This is a genomic window from Cytobacillus sp. QJM3NY_8 (assembly GCF_056173585.1).
The window spans coordinates 4,298,271-4,316,045 of the sequence record NZ_CM149681.1 but is presented as its reverse complement, the minus strand read 5'-3'; the positions used below and the strand labels follow the sequence as shown (position 1 = coordinate 4,316,045).

The 17,775-nt window shown below is 41.8% G+C and carries 14 protein-coding genes and 1 pseudogene; 14 read left to right on the top strand and 1 reads right to left on the bottom strand.

The genetic code is table 11. The features are described 5' to 3' along the window. Nucleotides 1-53 precede the first annotated feature (53 nt). From ystJ to AC0VZ9_RS22115, 7 genes and pseudogenes are all read left to right on the top strand, one after another. The gene (gene ystJ / locus AC0VZ9_RS22145; protein WP_217025962.1) at nucleotides 54-1,292 is read left to right on the top strand and encodes an NADP-dependent malic enzyme; all 1,239 of its coding nucleotides are present in this window, start codon (nucleotides 54-56) and stop codon (nucleotides 1,290-1,292) included. Between the two features lie 68 nt (nucleotides 1,293-1,360). Next, nucleotides 1,361-1,924, top strand: coding sequence for a FadR/GntR family transcriptional regulator (locus tag AC0VZ9_RS22140; protein ID WP_050807810.1), 564 nt, complete (start codon nucleotides 1,361-1,363; stop codon nucleotides 1,922-1,924). 162 nt (nucleotides 1,925-2,086) lie between these two features. Then, a complete protein-coding gene (gene accD, locus AC0VZ9_RS22135) occupies nucleotides 2,087-2,965 on the top strand; it encodes an acetyl-CoA carboxylase, carboxyltransferase subunit beta (RefSeq protein WP_019383075.1) in 879 nt (292 codons plus the stop codon). After that, on the top strand, nucleotides 2,950-3,927 hold the full coding sequence (gene accA, locus AC0VZ9_RS22130) for an acetyl-CoA carboxylase carboxyl transferase subunit alpha (protein ID WP_009333242.1): 978 nt from the start codon (nucleotides 2,950-2,952) through the stop codon (nucleotides 3,925-3,927). The genes accD and accA overlap by 16 nt, the downstream gene beginning before the upstream one ends. Before the next feature lie 392 nt (nucleotides 3,928-4,319). Beyond that, nucleotides 4,320-5,279 (top strand): 6-phosphofructokinase, encoded by a 960-nt coding sequence (gene pfkA / locus AC0VZ9_RS22125; protein ID WP_009333241.1) that lies wholly within the window; start codon nucleotides 4,320-4,322, stop codon nucleotides 5,277-5,279. An 84-nt stretch (nucleotides 5,280-5,363) separates the two neighbouring features. Next, nucleotides 5,364-7,124, top strand: a complete 1,761-nt coding sequence (gene pyk, locus AC0VZ9_RS22120; protein WP_009333240.1) for a pyruvate kinase — start codon at nucleotides 5,364-5,366, stop codon at nucleotides 7,122-7,124. A 126-nt stretch (nucleotides 7,125-7,250) separates the two neighbouring features. Next, nucleotides 7,251-7,636 (top strand): annotated as a pseudogene (locus AC0VZ9_RS22115) (FxsA family protein). Between the two features lie 166 nt (nucleotides 7,637-7,802). Here AC0VZ9_RS22115 and ytvI read toward each other — a convergent pair. Continuing rightward, nucleotides 7,803-8,924, bottom strand: coding sequence for a sporulation integral membrane protein YtvI (gene ytvI / locus AC0VZ9_RS22110; RefSeq protein ID WP_009333238.1), 1,122 nt, complete (start codon nucleotides 8,922-8,924; stop codon nucleotides 7,803-7,805). A 226-nt stretch (nucleotides 8,925-9,150) separates the two neighbouring features. On the opposite strand from ytvI, the gene AC0VZ9_RS22105 reads away from it, so the two are divergent. The 7 genes from AC0VZ9_RS22105 to pnpS all read left to right on the top strand — a co-directional run bounded on the left by AC0VZ9_RS22105 (nucleotide 9,151) and on the right by pnpS (nucleotide 17,548). After that, complete coding sequence (locus AC0VZ9_RS22105; RefSeq protein ID WP_009333237.1) at nucleotides 9,151-9,612, top strand: DUF441 domain-containing protein; 462 nt, start codon at nucleotides 9,151-9,153, stop codon at nucleotides 9,610-9,612. A 555-nt stretch (nucleotides 9,613-10,167) separates the two neighbouring features. Next, a complete protein-coding gene (gene citZ / locus AC0VZ9_RS22100; protein WP_034296644.1) occupies nucleotides 10,168-11,289 on the top strand; it encodes a citrate synthase in 1,122 nt (373 codons plus the stop codon). A gap of 205 nt (nucleotides 11,290-11,494) precedes the next feature. Further along, on the top strand, nucleotides 11,495-12,763 hold the full coding sequence (icd, locus tag AC0VZ9_RS22095) for an NADP-dependent isocitrate dehydrogenase (protein WP_009333235.1): 1,269 nt from the start codon (nucleotides 11,495-11,497) through the stop codon (nucleotides 12,761-12,763). 220 nt (nucleotides 12,764-12,983) lie between these two features. Beyond that, nucleotides 12,984-13,925, top strand: a complete 942-nt coding sequence (gene mdh, locus AC0VZ9_RS22090) for a malate dehydrogenase (RefSeq protein WP_009333234.1) — start codon at nucleotides 12,984-12,986, stop codon at nucleotides 13,923-13,925. Between the two features lie 431 nt (nucleotides 13,926-14,356). Further along, nucleotides 14,357-14,833 (top strand): MaoC/PaaZ C-terminal domain-containing protein, encoded by a 477-nt coding sequence (locus tag AC0VZ9_RS22085; protein ID WP_009333233.1) that lies wholly within the window; start codon nucleotides 14,357-14,359, stop codon nucleotides 14,831-14,833. A 226-nt stretch (nucleotides 14,834-15,059) separates the two neighbouring features. Next, nucleotides 15,060-15,776: a response regulator transcription factor gene (locus AC0VZ9_RS22080; protein ID WP_009333232.1), complete on the top strand. Its 717-nt coding sequence runs from the start codon at nucleotides 15,060-15,062 to the stop codon at nucleotides 15,774-15,776. Next, nucleotides 15,773-17,548, top strand: a complete 1,776-nt coding sequence (pnpS, locus tag AC0VZ9_RS22075) for a two-component system histidine kinase PnpS (protein ID WP_009333231.1) — start codon at nucleotides 15,773-15,775, stop codon at nucleotides 17,546-17,548. The genes AC0VZ9_RS22080 and pnpS overlap by 4 nt, the downstream gene beginning before the upstream one ends. Nucleotides 17,549-17,775: the final 227 nt, after the last annotated feature.

Sequence of the window (17,775 nt, the reverse complement as noted above, 5' to 3'; positions counted from 1 at the left end):
CGTCGATCTATGTTTATATATAAATCCTATCCGGAATATGAGGAGTGAAAATTTTGACCTTACGCGAAGAAGCACTGCATATGCATAGAGCTAATAAAGGGAAATTGGAATCTAAATCAAAAGTACAGGTGCGAAATGCCAAAGACTTAAGCCTTGCTTATTCCCCAGGGGTTGCTGAGCCCTGCAAGGAGATTTATGATAAGCCGGAAACTGTCTATGAATATACGATGAAAGGTAATATGGTTGCGGTTGTTTCCGATGGAACAGCTGTGCTGGGATTAGGAAATATCGGGCCGGAAGCCGCCCTGCCTGTAATGGAAGGTAAAGCTGTACTATTCAAAAGTTTTGCAGGAGTGGATGCATTTCCGATTTGCCTCAATACGACCGATGTTGATAAAATTGTTGAGACTGTAAAACTTCTTGAACCTACATTTGGAGGCGTAAACCTTGAAGATATTGCTGCTCCAAATTGCTTTTATGTAGAAGAGCGACTAAAAAAGGAAACAAATATTCCTGTTTTCCATGATGACCAGCATGGCACTGCCATTGTGACTGTTGCAGGTCTTGTGAATGCCTTGAAGCTTTCAGGAAAGAAAATGAATGAAATTAAGGTTGTGGCAAACGGTGCCGGTGCGGCCGGAATTGCCATCATTAAACTTCTATACAGCTATGGTGTTCGCGATATTATTATGTGTGACACCAAGGGTGCCATCTATGAAGGCCGCCCACAGGGAATGAATGAGATAAAAAATGAAGTAGCGAAGTATACGAATCGTGAAAATGCCAAGGGAAGCCTAGCTGATGTTATTAAAGGTGCAGATGTATTCATCGGGGTTTCTGCGGCTGGAGCGTTAACGGCAGAGATGATTGGTGCCATGAATCAGGACCCGATTATTTTCGCTATGGCTAATCCAACTCCTGAAATTATGCCTGAAGAAGCGAAAGCAGCTGGAGCGATGGTAGTTGGGACAGGAAGATCCGATTTTCCAAACCAGGTCAATAATGTGCTGGCTTTCCCTGGAATTTTCAGAGGGGCTCTGGATGTCCGTGCAACTCATATCAATGAGAAAATGAAAGTAGCTGCTGTAGAAGCCATTGCCAATTTGGTTCATCAGGATGAGCTGAATGCGGATTATGTCATCCCTGGGCCATTCGATCCCCGTGTCGCACCTGCAGTTGCGGCTGCAGTGGCAAAGGCAGCAATGGAAACCGGTGTTGCCCGCATTAAAGTGGATCCTGAAGAAGTAAAGGAAAAAACGAAGCAACTTGCTGTCATTGGAAAAGGTGAGTGACTCCATACGTGAATCCACCTCAAAATAACACGAAGGTTTATATCGGCATTGTCAAACAGCTTAGGTCCATGATTGAACATGACGGACTTAAGCCTGGAGATCGATTGCCTTCCGAAAGAGAGCTGTCAGAGCGCCTGGGTGTCGGGCGCTCTTCCGTTCGGGAAGCATTAAGAGCCCTTGAACTTCTTGGCTTAATAGAGACAAGGAGGGGCGAGGGGACTTTTATGAGGGATTTTAGAGGTCATCAGCTCGTACAGCTGCTTAGCACGTTTATTCTTCAGGATAAGAAATCCATCAGAGATGTTAAAGAAACCAAGTTCTTGATCGAACTTGATTGTTTATGGCTAATCATTCAAAAGGCTGGAGAAGATCAGCTTCTTAGGTTCAAAAAGTGGTCTCTTGAAGCAGACTACTCAGATGATGACTTTTTTCTGGAAATCGTCACACTTGCAGATAATCATCTATTCCTCCGCATCTGGATTATCCTTAAAGATTATTATAATTCTTTGGATCTGGAGACAATGATGGTAACCAAGGAACAATATGCAAAGCTGATTGAGACATTGATTTCCAGAAATGAATCCGAAGTTATTCGTGTATATAGAAATCTGAGAAAATTGTCGAAAGGCTAACGACAATTTTTTGCAAATTTTATAGCTGATATCCTCTATATTTAAATAATCAGACAAGCATTAATGGAGCCTAGTAGAGTTAGGCATTCATTTTTAAATCGGTGGTCTGACCACTGTTGAAATTAATGGAATTGATTCAGCGATTATCAGGGAGGTTTCATCTTGCTTAAAGATATTTTCACTAAGACGAAGAAGAAGAAATATGCAACCATTCCATCGGAAACGGCAAAGCAGGATGTGCCGGAAGGAATCATGACAAAGTGTCCGAACTGCAAGAAGATCATGTATACAAAAGAATTGGTTAAGAACCTTAAAGTGTGTTTTCACTGTCAATACCACCACACCATGAATTCAAAAGAGCGTTTGGAAAGCTTTTTGGATGCCAATAGCTTTGAGGAAATTAACGCAAACATGATATCTGAAAATCCTCTTAATTTCCCGGATTATATTGAAAAGCTAGAAAAGGATCGGGAAAAGACAAAGATTAATGAAGCGGTAGTGACTGGGACAGGCACTGTAAATGGCCAAAAAATAGCAGTGGCCGTTATGGATTCCACATTCAGAATGGGAAGCATGGGCTCAGTAGTCGGAGAAAAAATTACCCGTGCCATTGAAAAAGCTGATGAACTTGGAGTTCCTTTTATTATATTTACCGCATCAGGCGGAGCAAGAATGCAGGAAGGCGTATTAAGCCTGATGCAAATGGCTAAGACAAGTGTAGCCTTAAAAAGATTCAGTGATAATGGAGGCCTGATTATCTCCATCATGACTCACCCGACAACAGGCGGTGTGTCTGCAAGCTTTGCTTCACTGGGAGATTACAATTTGGCGGAACCAGGTGCATTGATTGGCTTTGCGGGGCGCAGAATCATAGAACAAACGATCCGTGAAGAACTGCCGGAAGACTTCCAGACAGCAGAATTCTTATTAAAACACGGTCAATTGGATGCAGTCATCCCCAGAACAGAGTTAAAGGACAAGATATCAGCCATTTTATCAATACATCAACCAGGAGGTGACTTCCAATGGCAGGAGAATTAGAATTTGAACGTCCGGTTATGGAGCTGAAAAAAAAGATTGCTGAATTAAAAGAGTTCACAAAAACAGCCGATGTAGACCTATCCTCTGAGATAGAGAAGCTGGAAGCGCGCTTGGAGAAATTAGAAGCCGATATATATGAAAATATGAAACCGTGGGATCGTGTGCAGATTGCAAGACATCCCGCAAGGCCTACCACCCAGGACTATATTTCCTTTCTTTTTGAGGATTTTTTCGAGTGTCATGGAGATCGTGCTTTTGGGGATGACGAAGCCATTGTTGGAGGCATTGCAAAGTTTAGGGGCCTTCCGGTTACCGTCATCGGGCATCAGCGCGGAAAAGACACAAAAGAGAATATCCGCAGAAATTTTGGAATGCCGCATCCCGAAGGTTACCGAAAAGCATTAAGACTAATGAAGCAAGCAGATAAATTCCGAAGGCCGATTATTTGTTTCATTGATACAAAGGGCGCCTATCCTGGGAAAGCCGCAGAGGAACGCGGACAGAGTGAGGCGATCGCAAAAAACCTGTTTGAAATGGCCAGCCTTAGGGTGCCTGTTATCTGTATCGTCATCGGTGAAGGCGGAAGCGGCGGAGCGCTGGCTCTCGGTGTGGGAAACCATATTCATATGCTTGAGAACTCCACTTATTCGGTTATTTCTCCAGAAGGAGCTGCTGCTATTCTCTGGAAAGATGCCACGCAGGCCAAAAAGGCTGCAGAATCCATGAGAATTACTGCACCGGATTTAAAAGAATTAGGTGTTGTGGATGAGATTATCGAAGAGGTAAAGGGCGGAGCCCACAAAGATGTAAAGGTACAGGCTGCAGAAATCGGAGAGGTCCTTTATCGATCATTGAAGGATTTGTTGGATCTTTCTGAAGATCAGCTGATCGATCACCGGTACAACAAGTTCAAATCCATTGGTGAATATTCGTTTTTAAAGGAATTTATTGGGGTAAAATAAAAGCGTGCTTTCGGGCACGCTTTTATTTTTTGCCTATTTCAGTGCACAAGCCATCTACGTCAGCGGGAGGCTTATACAAATACCACTTTCAAAGTAAAAAATGCAGGTTTTTCTATTTAAACCGCTTTCAGTTACCCGACAATTCTGTATTTCCTTGAATTTGCCTGATAAAGTTGAGATGCTCCCTTCTTCATGGTATTTTAGAAATATTCAATAGCGTTTTGTTAAATAATAAGATAAGCAGACTATGCTCTGCTTTACATAAAGAAGAGCCTATATTACATACAAAATTCCTGGGCAGGCGGTGTCCATGATTTATAGGCTGTGAATAAACAGCTCAGCAGACAACACGCTTTCTTATTTTATATAAATATACATTCGGGGTGATTATTGTGAAGAAAATAGGAGTATTAACAAGCGGCGGCGATTCTCCTGGCATGAATGCAGCTGTACGTGCAGTTGTCCGTAAAGCGATTTATCATAATATTGAAGTGTATGGTGTTTATGGCGGATATTCCGGCTTAATGTCAGGGAATATTAAGAAGCTTGACCTTGGTTCGGTTGGTGATATCATCCATCGCGGCGGCACAGTCCTGCATTCGGCAAGAAGCGAAGAGTTCAAAACAAAAGAAGGCCAGCAAAAAGGCATTGAACAGATGAATAAGCACGGTATTGAAGGTCTTGTGGTAATTGGCGGGGACGGTTCATATCGTGGAGCAAAAGCTTTGACAGAGCAGGGATTTCCTTGTGTGGGTGTACCTGGCACCATCGATAATGATATTCCGGGAACCCAATATACTATTGGCTTTGACACAGCTTTAAATACGGTTATTGATGCAATTGATAAAATCCGTGATACGGCTACTTCCCATGAAAGAACATTTATCATTGAAGTAATGGGAAGAGATGCAGGAGACATCGCTTTATGTGCAGGATTAGCAGGCGGTGCGGAAACAATCCTCATTCCTGAAGCAGGCTATAGTATGGATGAAATTGCAGAGAGACTTAAAAAGGGACATGAACGGGGCAAGAAACATAGTATCATTGTGGTTGCAGAAGGAGTCTGCAGCGGAGTGGAATTTGCCAAGCAGATTAAGGATACAACAAACTTTGATACGCGGGTTTCTGTACTTGGCCATATGCAGAGGGGCGGATCCCCAACTGCATTCGACCGGGTGCTGGCAAGCCGCCTTGGAGCACATGCAGTAGAACTTCTCCTTGAAGGCAAAGGCGGACGTGCGGTAGGAATTCAAAATAATAAACTTGTTGACCATGATATAATAGAAATATTGGATAGAGAGCATACACTTGACCTGGACCTATACAAACTTTCGAAAGAGCTGTCTATTTAATCTAATCAGATATAAGCCGGCACAAGCGGCATAAAGCTGTCAGTGCTGGTATTCAAGCTGCATCAAATCAGGAGGTAAATTAAAATGCGTAAAACGAAAATCGTTTGTACTATTGGACCTGCCAGTGAAAGTGTTGAAAAGTTAACACAGCTTATTGAAGCAGGAATGAATGTTGCCCGGTTAAATTTTTCCCATGGTGATTTCCAGGAGCATGGACAGCGAATTCAGAACATCCGTGAAGCTGCGGAAAAGACAGGAAAGACAGTAGCAATCCTCTTAGACACAAAAGGGCCGGAGATCCGCACAAACAATATGCTGGAAGGTGCGATTGAACTGAGAGCTGGGGAAAACATTATTATCTCCATGAACGAGGTTGAAGGAACAGCAGAAAAGTTTTCTGTTACATACGCAGGGCTTATTGAAGATGTACACACAGGAAGCAAAATTCTGCTTGATGACGGTTTAATTGGACTTGAAGTAACAAAAATCGATAAAGCCAACAGTGAAATTCACACAAAAATCTTAAATAGCGGAACACTTAAAAATAAAAAAGGCGTCAACGTTCCGGGTGTATCTGTGAATCTTCCTGGCATAACGGAGAAAGATGCTCAGGACATCATCTTCGGAATCGAACAGGGCGTAGATTTCATTGCCGCTTCTTTTGTCCGCAGAGCGTCTGATGTTTTAGAAATCAGACAGCTGCTTGAGGAGCACAATGCCTCTTATATCAACATCATTCCTAAGATTGAAAATCAGGAAGGTGTAGATAACATTGATGAAATTCTTGAAATTTCCGACGGTCTTATGGTAGCGCGCGGAGACCTTGGTGTCGAAATTCCGGCAGAAGAAGTTCCGCTTGTGCAAAAGAAATTAATTAAAGAGTGCAATGCACAGGGGAAACCTGTTATTACTGCAACACAAATGCTGGATTCCATGCAGCGCAACCCCCGTCCAACACGCGCAGAAGCGAGTGATGTAGCAAATGCCATTTTTGATGGTACTGATGCTATCATGTTATCCGGTGAAACGGCTGCGGGCTCTTATCCTGTCGAGGCTGTGCAGACGATGCACAACATCGCATCAAGAGCAGAATCTGCTTTGGATCATAAAGAAATTCTATCAAACCGAAGCAAAGATAATGAACATAACATTACAGATGCCATTGGACAATCAGTGGCACATACAGCTCTAAACCTGGATGTTAACGCCATTATTACACCGACTGAAAGCGGCCATACAGCAAGGATGATTTCAAAGTACCGTCCGAAAGCTCCTATTGTTGCTGTTACTTCAAACGACTATGTATCACGGCGCTTATCTTTAACATGGGGTGTTTATCCTCAAATTGGCCAAAAAGCGTCTACTACAGACGATATGCTTGATATTGCAGTTGAGGAAAGTGTGAACAGCGGAATTGTCGCATCAGGAGATTTAGTGGTTATTACAGCTGGTGTGCCTGTTGGTGAAGCTGGTACCACCAATTTAATGAAAATTCATGTAGTGGGGGATATCCTGGCTAAGGCACAAGGAATCGGGCGCAAATCAGCCTTTGGAAAAGTCGTTGTGGCAAGAAATGCAGAGGAAGCATTGGCAAAAGTAACAGAAGGCTCTATTCTGGTTACTATCGGTTCTGACCGTGAAATGGTCCCTGCCATTGAAAAATGCAGTGCACTTATTACAGAAGAAGGCGGACTTACAAGCCATGCGGCTGTCGTGGGCCTTAATATTGGCATACCTGTCATTGTAGGGGTTGAAAAAGCAACAACCCTTCTCAAAGATGGGCAGGAAGTAACAGTCGATTCTCAGCGAGGCGTAATTTATAACGGCCACGCAAGCGTGCTGTAGTTAGGATTAAAAAAGGAAGGGGTCGCCCTTCTTTTTTTTGGATTCCTGGGACAGACAAATTGTTATATTCTCAGTTTCATGTTTGGTATAATAAAGGTAAGTCTTATACAAAATAGAGGTGGCTTGATGCGCTACATTCTCTTGCTGATGATAATCGTTCCTGCTGCTGAAATTGGTGTTTTACTGCTATCAGGGAACACAATTGGTCTATGGCCTACTCTTGCGGTTATCTTGTTTACAGGCGTTCTCGGTGCTTATCTGGCCAAAAAACAGGGTCTTGAAACAATCAGAAAAATACAGGATCAGCTGCGCTGCGGGCAAATGCCTGGAGATGCCATTCTTGATGGGCCTGCATCCTTATTGGAGGCACCCTGCTTCTTGCACCGGGATTCATTACAGATGCATTAGGATTTACATTGCTTCTTCCTTCTGCAAGAAAAGTACTTAAAAACATCCTGTATATAGGTCTGAAAAAATGGATGAACAAGGGAACAATCACGATAATCAGGTGAAAAAAGCTATATATAAAGCCGCTCCTTTAAATTGGAGCGGCTTGTTTATTTTATTGGCCATTTTATTTTTGGACGCATTCACACTTTTGATTATGCAAGTGCCAAATAGGCAATCCATTACATAGCCTGATTAAGATTAAGGGATGCCCACATTCAGATCATCATCTTAATCTGCTTCCTCATTGCCTTTTATAAACAACCAGATATCCCTGAATACTCCAGCTTTATGAAGAGTTGTGATGAGTACAAGAGTAACCGGCCCGGCGATTAAGCCCAGAAATCCAATCAGTTTAAAACCGACAAATAAAGCAATCAGGGTAGCTAAAGGATCAAGTCCAATACTTGATGAAAGGATCTTTGGCTCCATAATCTGCCGTTGTACCAATACGATGATATAAAGAATGCCAAGTCCGATTGCCCTGCTCATTTCTCCGCCGATTGCTTCATAGATGATCCATGGCACAAAAACCAGCCCTGTTCCGAGATAGGGTATTATATCGACAAGGCCAGTCACCAGTGCAATTGTAATAGCATAATCGACACGCAAAATCAGCAGTCCGGCAAGTATGATAACAGTCGTGATAGATACTAAGGTAGCCTGTGCCTTGACAAAGCCAAACAAGGCCTTCTGCAGATCGGCAAATACAGTTCTGCCGCTCTTTTTTGCACGGCTGGGCAGTATGCGGCTGAAGAGGCCTGAAAGCCTATGCCAATCCTTGCTGATGAAAAAAGTGGCCAGCAGCGAGAATATCAGGACAGTTGCTGCATTGGGAAACCAGGAAAGGATATTTGGGATTTTCTCGAAGAATGCCTGGATAAAATCTCCCAGAGTGGAGCCAAATTGCTTCCCGACATTTTCTATGTTCGTCATTATGGTATCCTGCTGGCCTGTGCCAAGATTATTAAATAAACTGGCAAGCTGGTTATAAAGAGGAATGATTTGCCCAGCAAAGAACTGCTCAATGAAGTCAATTAAAGTATCGAGGTGCTGCGGTACTACTTTTGCCAAATAATCTGCACCTGATACGATCTCTGCCACCAGCAATGTGATTAATCCAGCAAAAATGGCAAAGATAAGAATCAAAGCAATGAGGACTGCAAGAGCCCTGGGAATTTTCCATTTAACTTCCATCATGTTGACAAAGGGATTAATTAGAAAGGCAATGGCCAGTCCAATAATGAAAGGGTAAGTCACTTTGGATAAATATAAGAAAGCATAGAGACTTAAGATCACTACTCCAATAACAAAGAAAAATCTTACGGTCCGATAGATATATGCCGGGTTCAAGTAATAGCCTCCTTATTTAATTAGAACAGACTAAGTCATTGCAGCTGCCGTTTTTATGTAATGTTATTAGTCATATCATACATCAATTTTGATGAAGCTAAAAATAATTAGCTATTGTCTAGTAATACTTATTCTATTTATTAAAATCCGGTAAAGAACTCAGAAATTATTAAAATGAATTAAATTATGTTACGATAATATAGAAAGCTGGCAGGTGAATTAGCAAATGTTTTCCCAATCGCTCATTTTTTTGATTCTATTGCTGGGTATTGGTGTAATAGCAAAAAATCAATCATTGATCATTGCTGTCTTTGTATTGATTGTCCTTAAAGCAGCCGGCCTCGATTCAAAAGCCTTTTCATTCCTGCAGTCCAAAGGGATTAACTGGGGCGTAACCATAATTACAATCGCTGTCCTGGCGCCTATAGCAAGCGGTGAAATCGGCTTCCGGGATTTAGGTGGAGCGTTCAAGTCCCCTTATGCATGGGTTGCCCTTGTCTCAGGGATTGCAGTTGCGCTTTTGGCAAAAGGCGGCATCGTTCTGCTGGCTGAAGACCCTCATATAACAACTGCTCTTGTTCTTGGGACCATACTTGCTGTTTCCCTTTTTAAAGGTGTTGCCGTCGGTCCTCTGATAGGGGCAGGAATTGCGTATATGGCAATGAAAATCTTTGAACTCTTTAAATGAAGGATTCAAAAGGTTTTTCATTGCCCTTGGGCATTATTGTAAATAAACTTTTTTTGGAAAATAATATTTTTTAACATTTTAAGTGCTTTTCATTCACAAAAGTCAGATAATTGTTTATAATAGGACTTGTAAGCGTAACCTATTTCACGGTACCTATTATATTCAGTTAAGCTCTATTAAAATGTTATTAATATATTTTATTTTTTCTATTCAGAAAAAAATGTAAGCATTTTCTTTTTTTTAAAGAGTACCGAGCAACCGCTCGATGGAATGCATGCCAAAAGAAAGTTTATTTCTTCCGTATATCGTGGAGTGCCCTTTCACTAAATGGAAGTTTCACCTTTCATGGTTTTGGTCTGTAGATCGGCTAATACAGCCGACTTTGCAATGGCTCCAGCAGCCCTATAAAAGTGTTCATAGTAAAGATAAAACAGAATGTGGACATGACAAGGAAGCTTTTCTGAAAAATGAAAAATCAGGTTCGGCTTACTTATGTTTAATGTACAGACAAAAATGGGTATGGGGAAATTTTATTATGTAAAGGAGAGATTCGGTATGACAGTAACACGCGGTCTTGAAGGGGTAGTAGCTACTACTTCGTCTATCAGCTCCATCATAGACGATACATTAACCTATGCAGGCTACAATATTGATGATTTGGCTGAAAATGCAAGCTTTGAAGAGGTTATTTATCTTTTATGGCACAGAAAGCTTCCTACTCAATCCCAGCTGGATGAGTTGAAGAGTCAGCTTGCAGCAAACTACTCTCTTCCAGAGGAAGTTCTGAACCATTTTAAAACATATCCAATTGACAAAGTGCATCCAATGGCTGCTCTGCGTTCTGCAGTGTCTCTATTGGGACTTTATGATGAAGAAGCAGACCAGATGGGTGAAGAAGCAAATTATAAAAAAGCAATTCGCCTTCAAGCTAAAATGCCTGCTATCGTAACGGCATTTGCTAGAGTAAGAAAAGGCCTTGAGCCAATTGCTCCTAGAACAGATCTTGGATTTGCAGCCAACTTCCTATACATGCTTACAGGCAAAGAGCCTGAACCAATCGCAATTGAAGCATTTAATAAAGCGCTGGTTCTTCATGCAGACCATGAACTAAATGCTTCCACTTTTACTGCACGTGTATGTGTAGCCACATTGTCAGATATCTATTCCGGAGTTACAGCTGCAATTGGCGCTTTAAAAGGGCCTTTGCATGGCGGTGCCAATGAGGCGGTAATGAAAATGCTTACTGATATCAGCACTCTTGAAAATGTGGAGCCATATATCCGTGAAAAGCTTGAAAAGAAAGAGAAAATCATGGGATTTGGACATCGTGTATACCGTCAGGGCGACCCTCGTGCCAAGCACTTAAGAGAAATGTCCAAAAAGCTTACAGAACTTACCGGGGAACCACACTGGTACGAAATGTCCACGCAAATTGAAGCGATTGTTACCGGAGAGAAAAAACTTCCGCCAAATGTCGACTTCTATTCTGCATCTGTATACCACAGCCTGGGAATCGACCACGATCTGTTCACGCCGATTTTCGCTGTAAGCCGCGTATCCGGCTGGCTGGCCCATATTCTCGAACAATATGAAAATAATCGTCTGATCCGCCCGCGTGCTGACTATACAGGCCCGGGAATGCAAAAATTCGTTCCAGTAGAGCAAAGAGGTCTTTAAAAAGCAGAAAAAGCAGATTAATAGAACTAATTACTACTCAGCATTTTACTTTTTATCAAAAAATTGCTGTAATAGAGAGAGCAGGGAAAAGGTTAGGGGCAAATGCCTTCTAACCTTTGATTCTGATATACTGATGCAGCATCGTGCCGAAACTATATAAAAATAAAGGCTGATGCTCGCACTTTTCAAAATGGAGGGTATAACAATGCAAGGTGAAAAAATCACAGTTACTAATGGTGTATTAAATGTACCAAACAATCCAATCGTTCCTTTTATTGAAGGAGACGGAACAGGTCCTGATATTTGGGCAGCAGCTTCCCGTGTATTGGATGCATCAGTTGAAAAAGCCTATAATGGTGAGCGCAAGCTTGTCTGGAAAGAAGTATTAGCAGGAGAAAAAGCTTTCAATCAGACTGGTGAGTGGCTTCCTTCTGAAACACTTGATGTGATTAATGAATATCTAATTGCGATTAAAGGACCATTAACAACGCCAATCGGCGGCGGCATCCGTTCCCTGAATGTTGCGCTTCGCCAGGAGCTTGACCTATTTGTGTGCCTGCGTCCGGTTCGCTGGTTTGAAGGTGTTCCTTCTCCAGTTAAGCGCCCTCAGGATACTGACATGGTTATTTTCCGTGAAAATACTGAAGATATTTATGCTGGCATTGAGTATGCAAAAGGCTCTGATGAGGTTAAAAAGCTAATTTCATTCCTTCAGGATGAAATGGGCGTTAATAAGATCCGCTTCCCAGAAACTTCAGGCATCGGCATTAAGCCTGTTTCAGAAGAAGGAACTAGCCGTCTTGTACGCGCTGCCATCGAGTATGCAATTAAAGAAGGCCGCAAATCTCTAACACTTGTACATAAAGGCAATATCATGAAATTTACTGAGGGTGCCTTTAAAAACTGGGGTTATGAGCTTGCTGAAAGGGAGTACGGAGAAAAAGTATTCACTTGGGCTCAATATGACCGCATTAAAGATGAGCAGGGTGTTGAAGCAGCGAACAAAGCACAGGCAGATGCAGAAGCTGCTGGCAAAATTATCGTTAAAGATGCGATTGCTGATATTTTCCTTCAGCAGATCCTTACCCGTCCAAAAGAGTTTGATGTTGTTGCGACAATGAACTTGAACGGCGATTATATTTCTGACGCACTTGCTGCACAGGTTGGCGGCATTGGTATTGCTCCAGGAGCAAACATTAACTATGAAACTGGACATGCGATCTTCGAAGCAACTCATGGTACAGCTCCAAAGTATGCTGGCCTTGATAAGGTTAACCCTTCTTCTGTTATTCTTTCAGGTGTATTAATGCTTGAACACCTTGGATGGAACGAAGCTGCAAACATGATTGTTAAATCTATGGAAAAATCTATCGCTTCAAAAGTCGTAACATATGATTTTGCCCGTCTAATGGATGGAGCAACTGAAGTGAAATGCTCAGAGTTTGCAGACGAATTAATTAAAAATATGGAGTAAAAAACAAAAGCGCCTTTAATAAAAGGCGCTTTTGGCTAATATACTATTTCTGCAGTGTTATTTGGATTGCTTCTTGGGGAAACTTCTGCAGCTGGGCAGCTGGCGATTTTTGTAAGTGATGAATGTGTAAAGCTAATAGGATGGCTGTTTTAATAAAACAGCCTCTTACATAAGGAATGCAAATTCCTGATACTTTCATTTCCTAAAGGAGGAACTGCTCATGTCATTGAAACGCAAAAAGATTTCTGTAATCGGTGGGGGATTTACTGGAGCGACAACCGCATTTTTGCTTGCCCAAAAGGAACTTGGAGACGTTGTGCTGGTCGATATTCCGCAAATGGAAAACCCGACAAAGGGTAAAGCTCTTGATATGCTTGAAGCAAGTCCTGTTCAAGGATTCGATGCGAACATCACGGGTACTTCCAGCTATGAAGATACAAAGGACTCTGACATTGTCGTTATTACAGCAGGCATAGCCAGGAAGCCAGGCATGAGCCGGGACGACCTTGTTCAAACGAACCAGAAGATTATGAAAAGCGTAGCTCAGGAGATTGTAAAACATTCCCCAAATAGCTATATTGTTGTCCTGACTAATCCAGTTGATGCGATGACCTATACAGTCTTCAAAGAATCAGGCTTCCCCAAAAACCGTGTAATTGGTCAATCGGGTGTTCTTGATACAGCCCGCTTCCGCACATTTGTGGCCCAGGAACTGAATTTGTCTGTTAAAGACATTACAGGATTCGTACTTGGCGGACACGGTGATGATATGGTTCCGCTAGTCCGCTATTCATATGCAGGCGGCATTCCTTTGGAAACATTAATTTCAAAAGATCGTCTTGATGCCATAGTTGAGCGCACGCGTAAAGGCGGCGGAGAAATCGTCAACTTATTAGGCAACGGAAGTGCATACTATGCTCCGGCTGCTTCCCTTGTGGAAATGTGTGAAGCTATCCTTAAAGATCAGCGACGTGTATTGCCTTCCATTGCTTACCTTGAAGGAGAATATGGCTACGAAGGAATCTATCTGGGTGTGCCTGCAATCCTTGGTGCAAACGGTATTGAAAAAATAATAGAACTTGAACTGACAAGCGAGGAAAAAGCTGCCCTCGATAAATCGGCAGATTCAGTTCGCAAGGTAATGGAAGTTTTAGCGTACTAAGGAAAGATGGCTAGTGTTTTCACTGCAGCAGTCTCAGTTTAATCGCTGATTTGATTGGAGCGGAGGTCACTTGAACCTCGAAAATGCTATTGCATTTCCTTTGTACGGTGTTGATTCAAGGGAGATTATTCAATGTCCTGGTGAGACTCCACAGGCGCAGGAGCGGCGAGGCGGCGCACCGCCCGCCCCCAGAAAGCAAGTGACCCGTGCTGAAATCAACGTGCAGAATTCTTAAGCTAATCAATAACTTTGAAAAATAAATAGTAAAAAAATTCGGGGTCGGCTCTCCGAATTTTTTTACTGGAAGCTCTTTTGGGAAATAGTATAAAATGATATCATATAAAAAATAGACTGAATAATTTAAAATATTTTACAGTCTATTTTTTTACAGCAACTATGTAAACGGTTACAATACTTGGAGGTGCTAAGATATGCTGCTTGGAAAGAAAAGAAAACTGGGAAGAACCATTGATGAAATTTCTGTTGGTGAAAAACTGACGCTTACAGAAAAAATAGAAGATAAGGACCTATTGCTGTACCTGGGCTTAACGAACGATGCAAACCCTTTATATATCCAGCATGACTATGCCTCACAAACACCTTATAAAAAGCCGATTGTGCCAAGTGTTATGCTGAATGGCATCATTAACTCTGCCATATCAAAATATTTGCCGGGGCCAGGAAGCCATGTTTTAAAGCAGGAGATCGAGTATGTGAAGCCTGTCTATCATTATGGCACCGTTCAATTTTTATTCGAGGTAACAGAAGTGAACACGTCAAGTCACACCGTACAAATTAAGGTACAGGGAACAAATGAAGAGGATCAGACGGTTATTAACGGACAGCTCCTTATATGCCCGCCATACAAGCCTCAGCCAATGGATGGGAATGCTCTGGATAATTTCTGATAGTAAAAAGATGTGCAGAAGACGCACATCTTTTTTTATGAATCCAGTCTTATCCAACAATTGATCCGAAAAAAAATCATGAAATATATTATAATAAAGGTATATGGCAAATAGGGGTTTGATAGGCAGGAGGGATACCTGCTTTTATAAAGATCGCTGACACTCCAATGGTGCTGTTTCAGCTGAGGTTTCAAAACAGGGGTAATTCATTCACTCGGAGGATCGTATGGATAAGAAAATTCTAGTTGTAGATGACGAACAATCTATCGTAACTTTACTTCAATATAACCTGCAGCAGGCGGGCTATGAAGTGATCACAGCCATGGATGGCCAGGAGGGAAAAGATCTGGCCATTTCTGAAAAGCCGGATCTAATTGTACTTGATCTTATGCTTCCAAAGCTTGATGGAATTGAAGTATGCAAACAGCTTAGACAGCAGAAAATTGCGACACCTATTTTAATGCTGACTGCCAAGGATGATGAATTTGATAAGGTCCTTGGCCTTGAACTGGGTGCGGATGATTACATGACAAAGCCTTTCAGCCCCCGGGAAGTGGTTGCCAGAGTTAAAGCCATCTTAAGGAGAACTCAATTTGTTCCTGAGGCTGCTGAGGAGAAAACAGAAGATGGCGATTCTTTGCGGATTGGCGGCCTGAAGATATTTCCGCAGCATTATGAAGCTTATTTTGAAGATGAACTCCTTGAATTAACTCCGAAGGAATTTGAATTGCTATTATATCTTGCCAAGAATAAGAGCCGTGTTCTTACAAGGGATCAGCTTCTTAGCGCAGTTTGGAATTATGATTTTGCGGGAGACACAAGAATCGTTGATGTACATATTAGCCATTTAAGAGAGAAGATTGAAACCAACACTAAAAAACCTGTATATATAAAGACCATTCGCGGACTGGGCTACAAATTGGAGGAGCCTAAAGGAGAATGAACACGTTTCGCACCCGCCTGCTATTCGCATTGCTCACTTTAATTCTGGTTGTTTTAATTGCGTTGGGCCTTCTTTTAGGCCAGCTTTTTAAAAGCTATTATTTACAAACATTTGATGCACGTCTGCAAAAAGAGTCTGAACTGGTATCGAGCTATGTTGAGGGCAACGGGGGCATTGGATCCCTAAGTATTGACAAAATCAATGAGTTCGGGGACATTCTTGATTTGCGTGTAACAGTTACGGATGGCCAGGGCAGAATACTATTGGACAGCAGCGTTAAAAGTGAGACAACACAAAGCAGGCATCAGGAAATTATATTAGAAGTACTAAAAAAGGAATCTGCAAATGAATCAGGATTGGAAGTGGCCGGAGGGTTTAACCTGCACTATTATTGGCAGCCTGTCATAATAAATGGCGAGAAGGACGGCTATATCTTCTTAAGCACAAAGATGGCTGAATTCCAAAAGGCTTACCAGCAGATTTGGTGGATTTTGACTATCAGCCTGGGGCTTTCTTTATTTGTGATTATTCTGCTTGGATCAAGAATTACCGCACGGTATACAAAACCTATCGAGTCAGCTACAAAGGTTGCAATTGAACTTACAAAGGGAAACTACCGTGCAAGAACATATGAAGACCAGGAAGACGAAACAGGTATGCTTAGTAAGTCTATCAATGTATTGGCGAGGAATCTTCAGGAAATGGTGAAGTCCCAGGAAATGCAGCAGGACCGGCTTGGGGCTCTCATTGAAAACATGGGAAGCGGCCTGATTCTTATTGACAGCAGAGGCTATATTAATTTAATGAACCGGCCATATAAAGAGGTTTTCAATGTAAATCCTTCCGAATATCTTTATAAACTCTATTATGAAGTGATTGAGCACAAAGGTATTACCGAAATGGTCGAAGAAATTTTCATGACTGAGCAGAAAGTAAAAAAACAGCTTATTATTCCCGTCAATATCGAAAGACGTTACTTTGAAGTATATGGAGTCCCGATTATTGGCACGAATGATGAATGGAAAGGGATTTTACTTGTTTTTCATGATATTACAGAACTGAAAAAGCTTGAGCAGATGAGGAAGGATTTTGTAGCAAACGTTTCCCATGAATTGAAAACACCTATAACTTCGATAAAGGGTTTTTCGGAAACTCTTTTGGATGGTGCGATGGAAGACAAACAGGCTTTAAATGATTTCCTCAGTATCATTTTGAAGGAGAGTGACCGGCTTCAATCTCTTATTCAGGATTTGCTGGATCTATCGAAAATCGAAAAGCAAGGATTCAGCCTTTCCATTCAGCAGCTGGACCTGACTGATGTACTCGAAGATGTGATGGCCATTATGAAAGGGAAAGCAGCAGAAAAGGAAATTGTTTTTAAATATCAGAGAGATGAAAAGCCGGTATATATCGAAGGTGATATTCACCGGCTTAAGCAGGTGTTTATAAATATCATATCCAATGCAATTTCTTATACGCCGAATCAGGGAGTCATCTATATTTCAGCAGCAAAGACCGGCAGCACAGTTTTGACTGAAATAAGGGATACGGGGATTGGAATTGAAGCCAGTGAAATTCCTCGTATTTTTGAACGTTTTTATCGGGTGGATAAAGCTAGAAGCAGGAATTCAGGCGGTACAGGACTGGGCCTTGCCATCGTTAAGCATCTGGTTGAAGCACATAAAGGATCCATCTCAGTAAAAAGTGAGGTCGGCAAAGGTACCTCCTTTATAATTGAACTTCCCAAAATGAATAATGAAAAAAATGGGTGAAGTGGCAGGTTTATCTTTACATTATTTTTACAGCAGATTTATGTCCCCTTTACATTCCGCTGATAAAATCATAATTGTTAAACCCCTTCATCCAAGGAGCCATAGAAAAAGGTGAAAGCTGACCCCGCTTTCGCCTTTTTCATTTTTGCTGATTTTCCTTCTTTCTTGAACTTTTGTCATATTTATGAAACCTTTACGTAAATAAATCGTATGAAAAGTTATAGAAA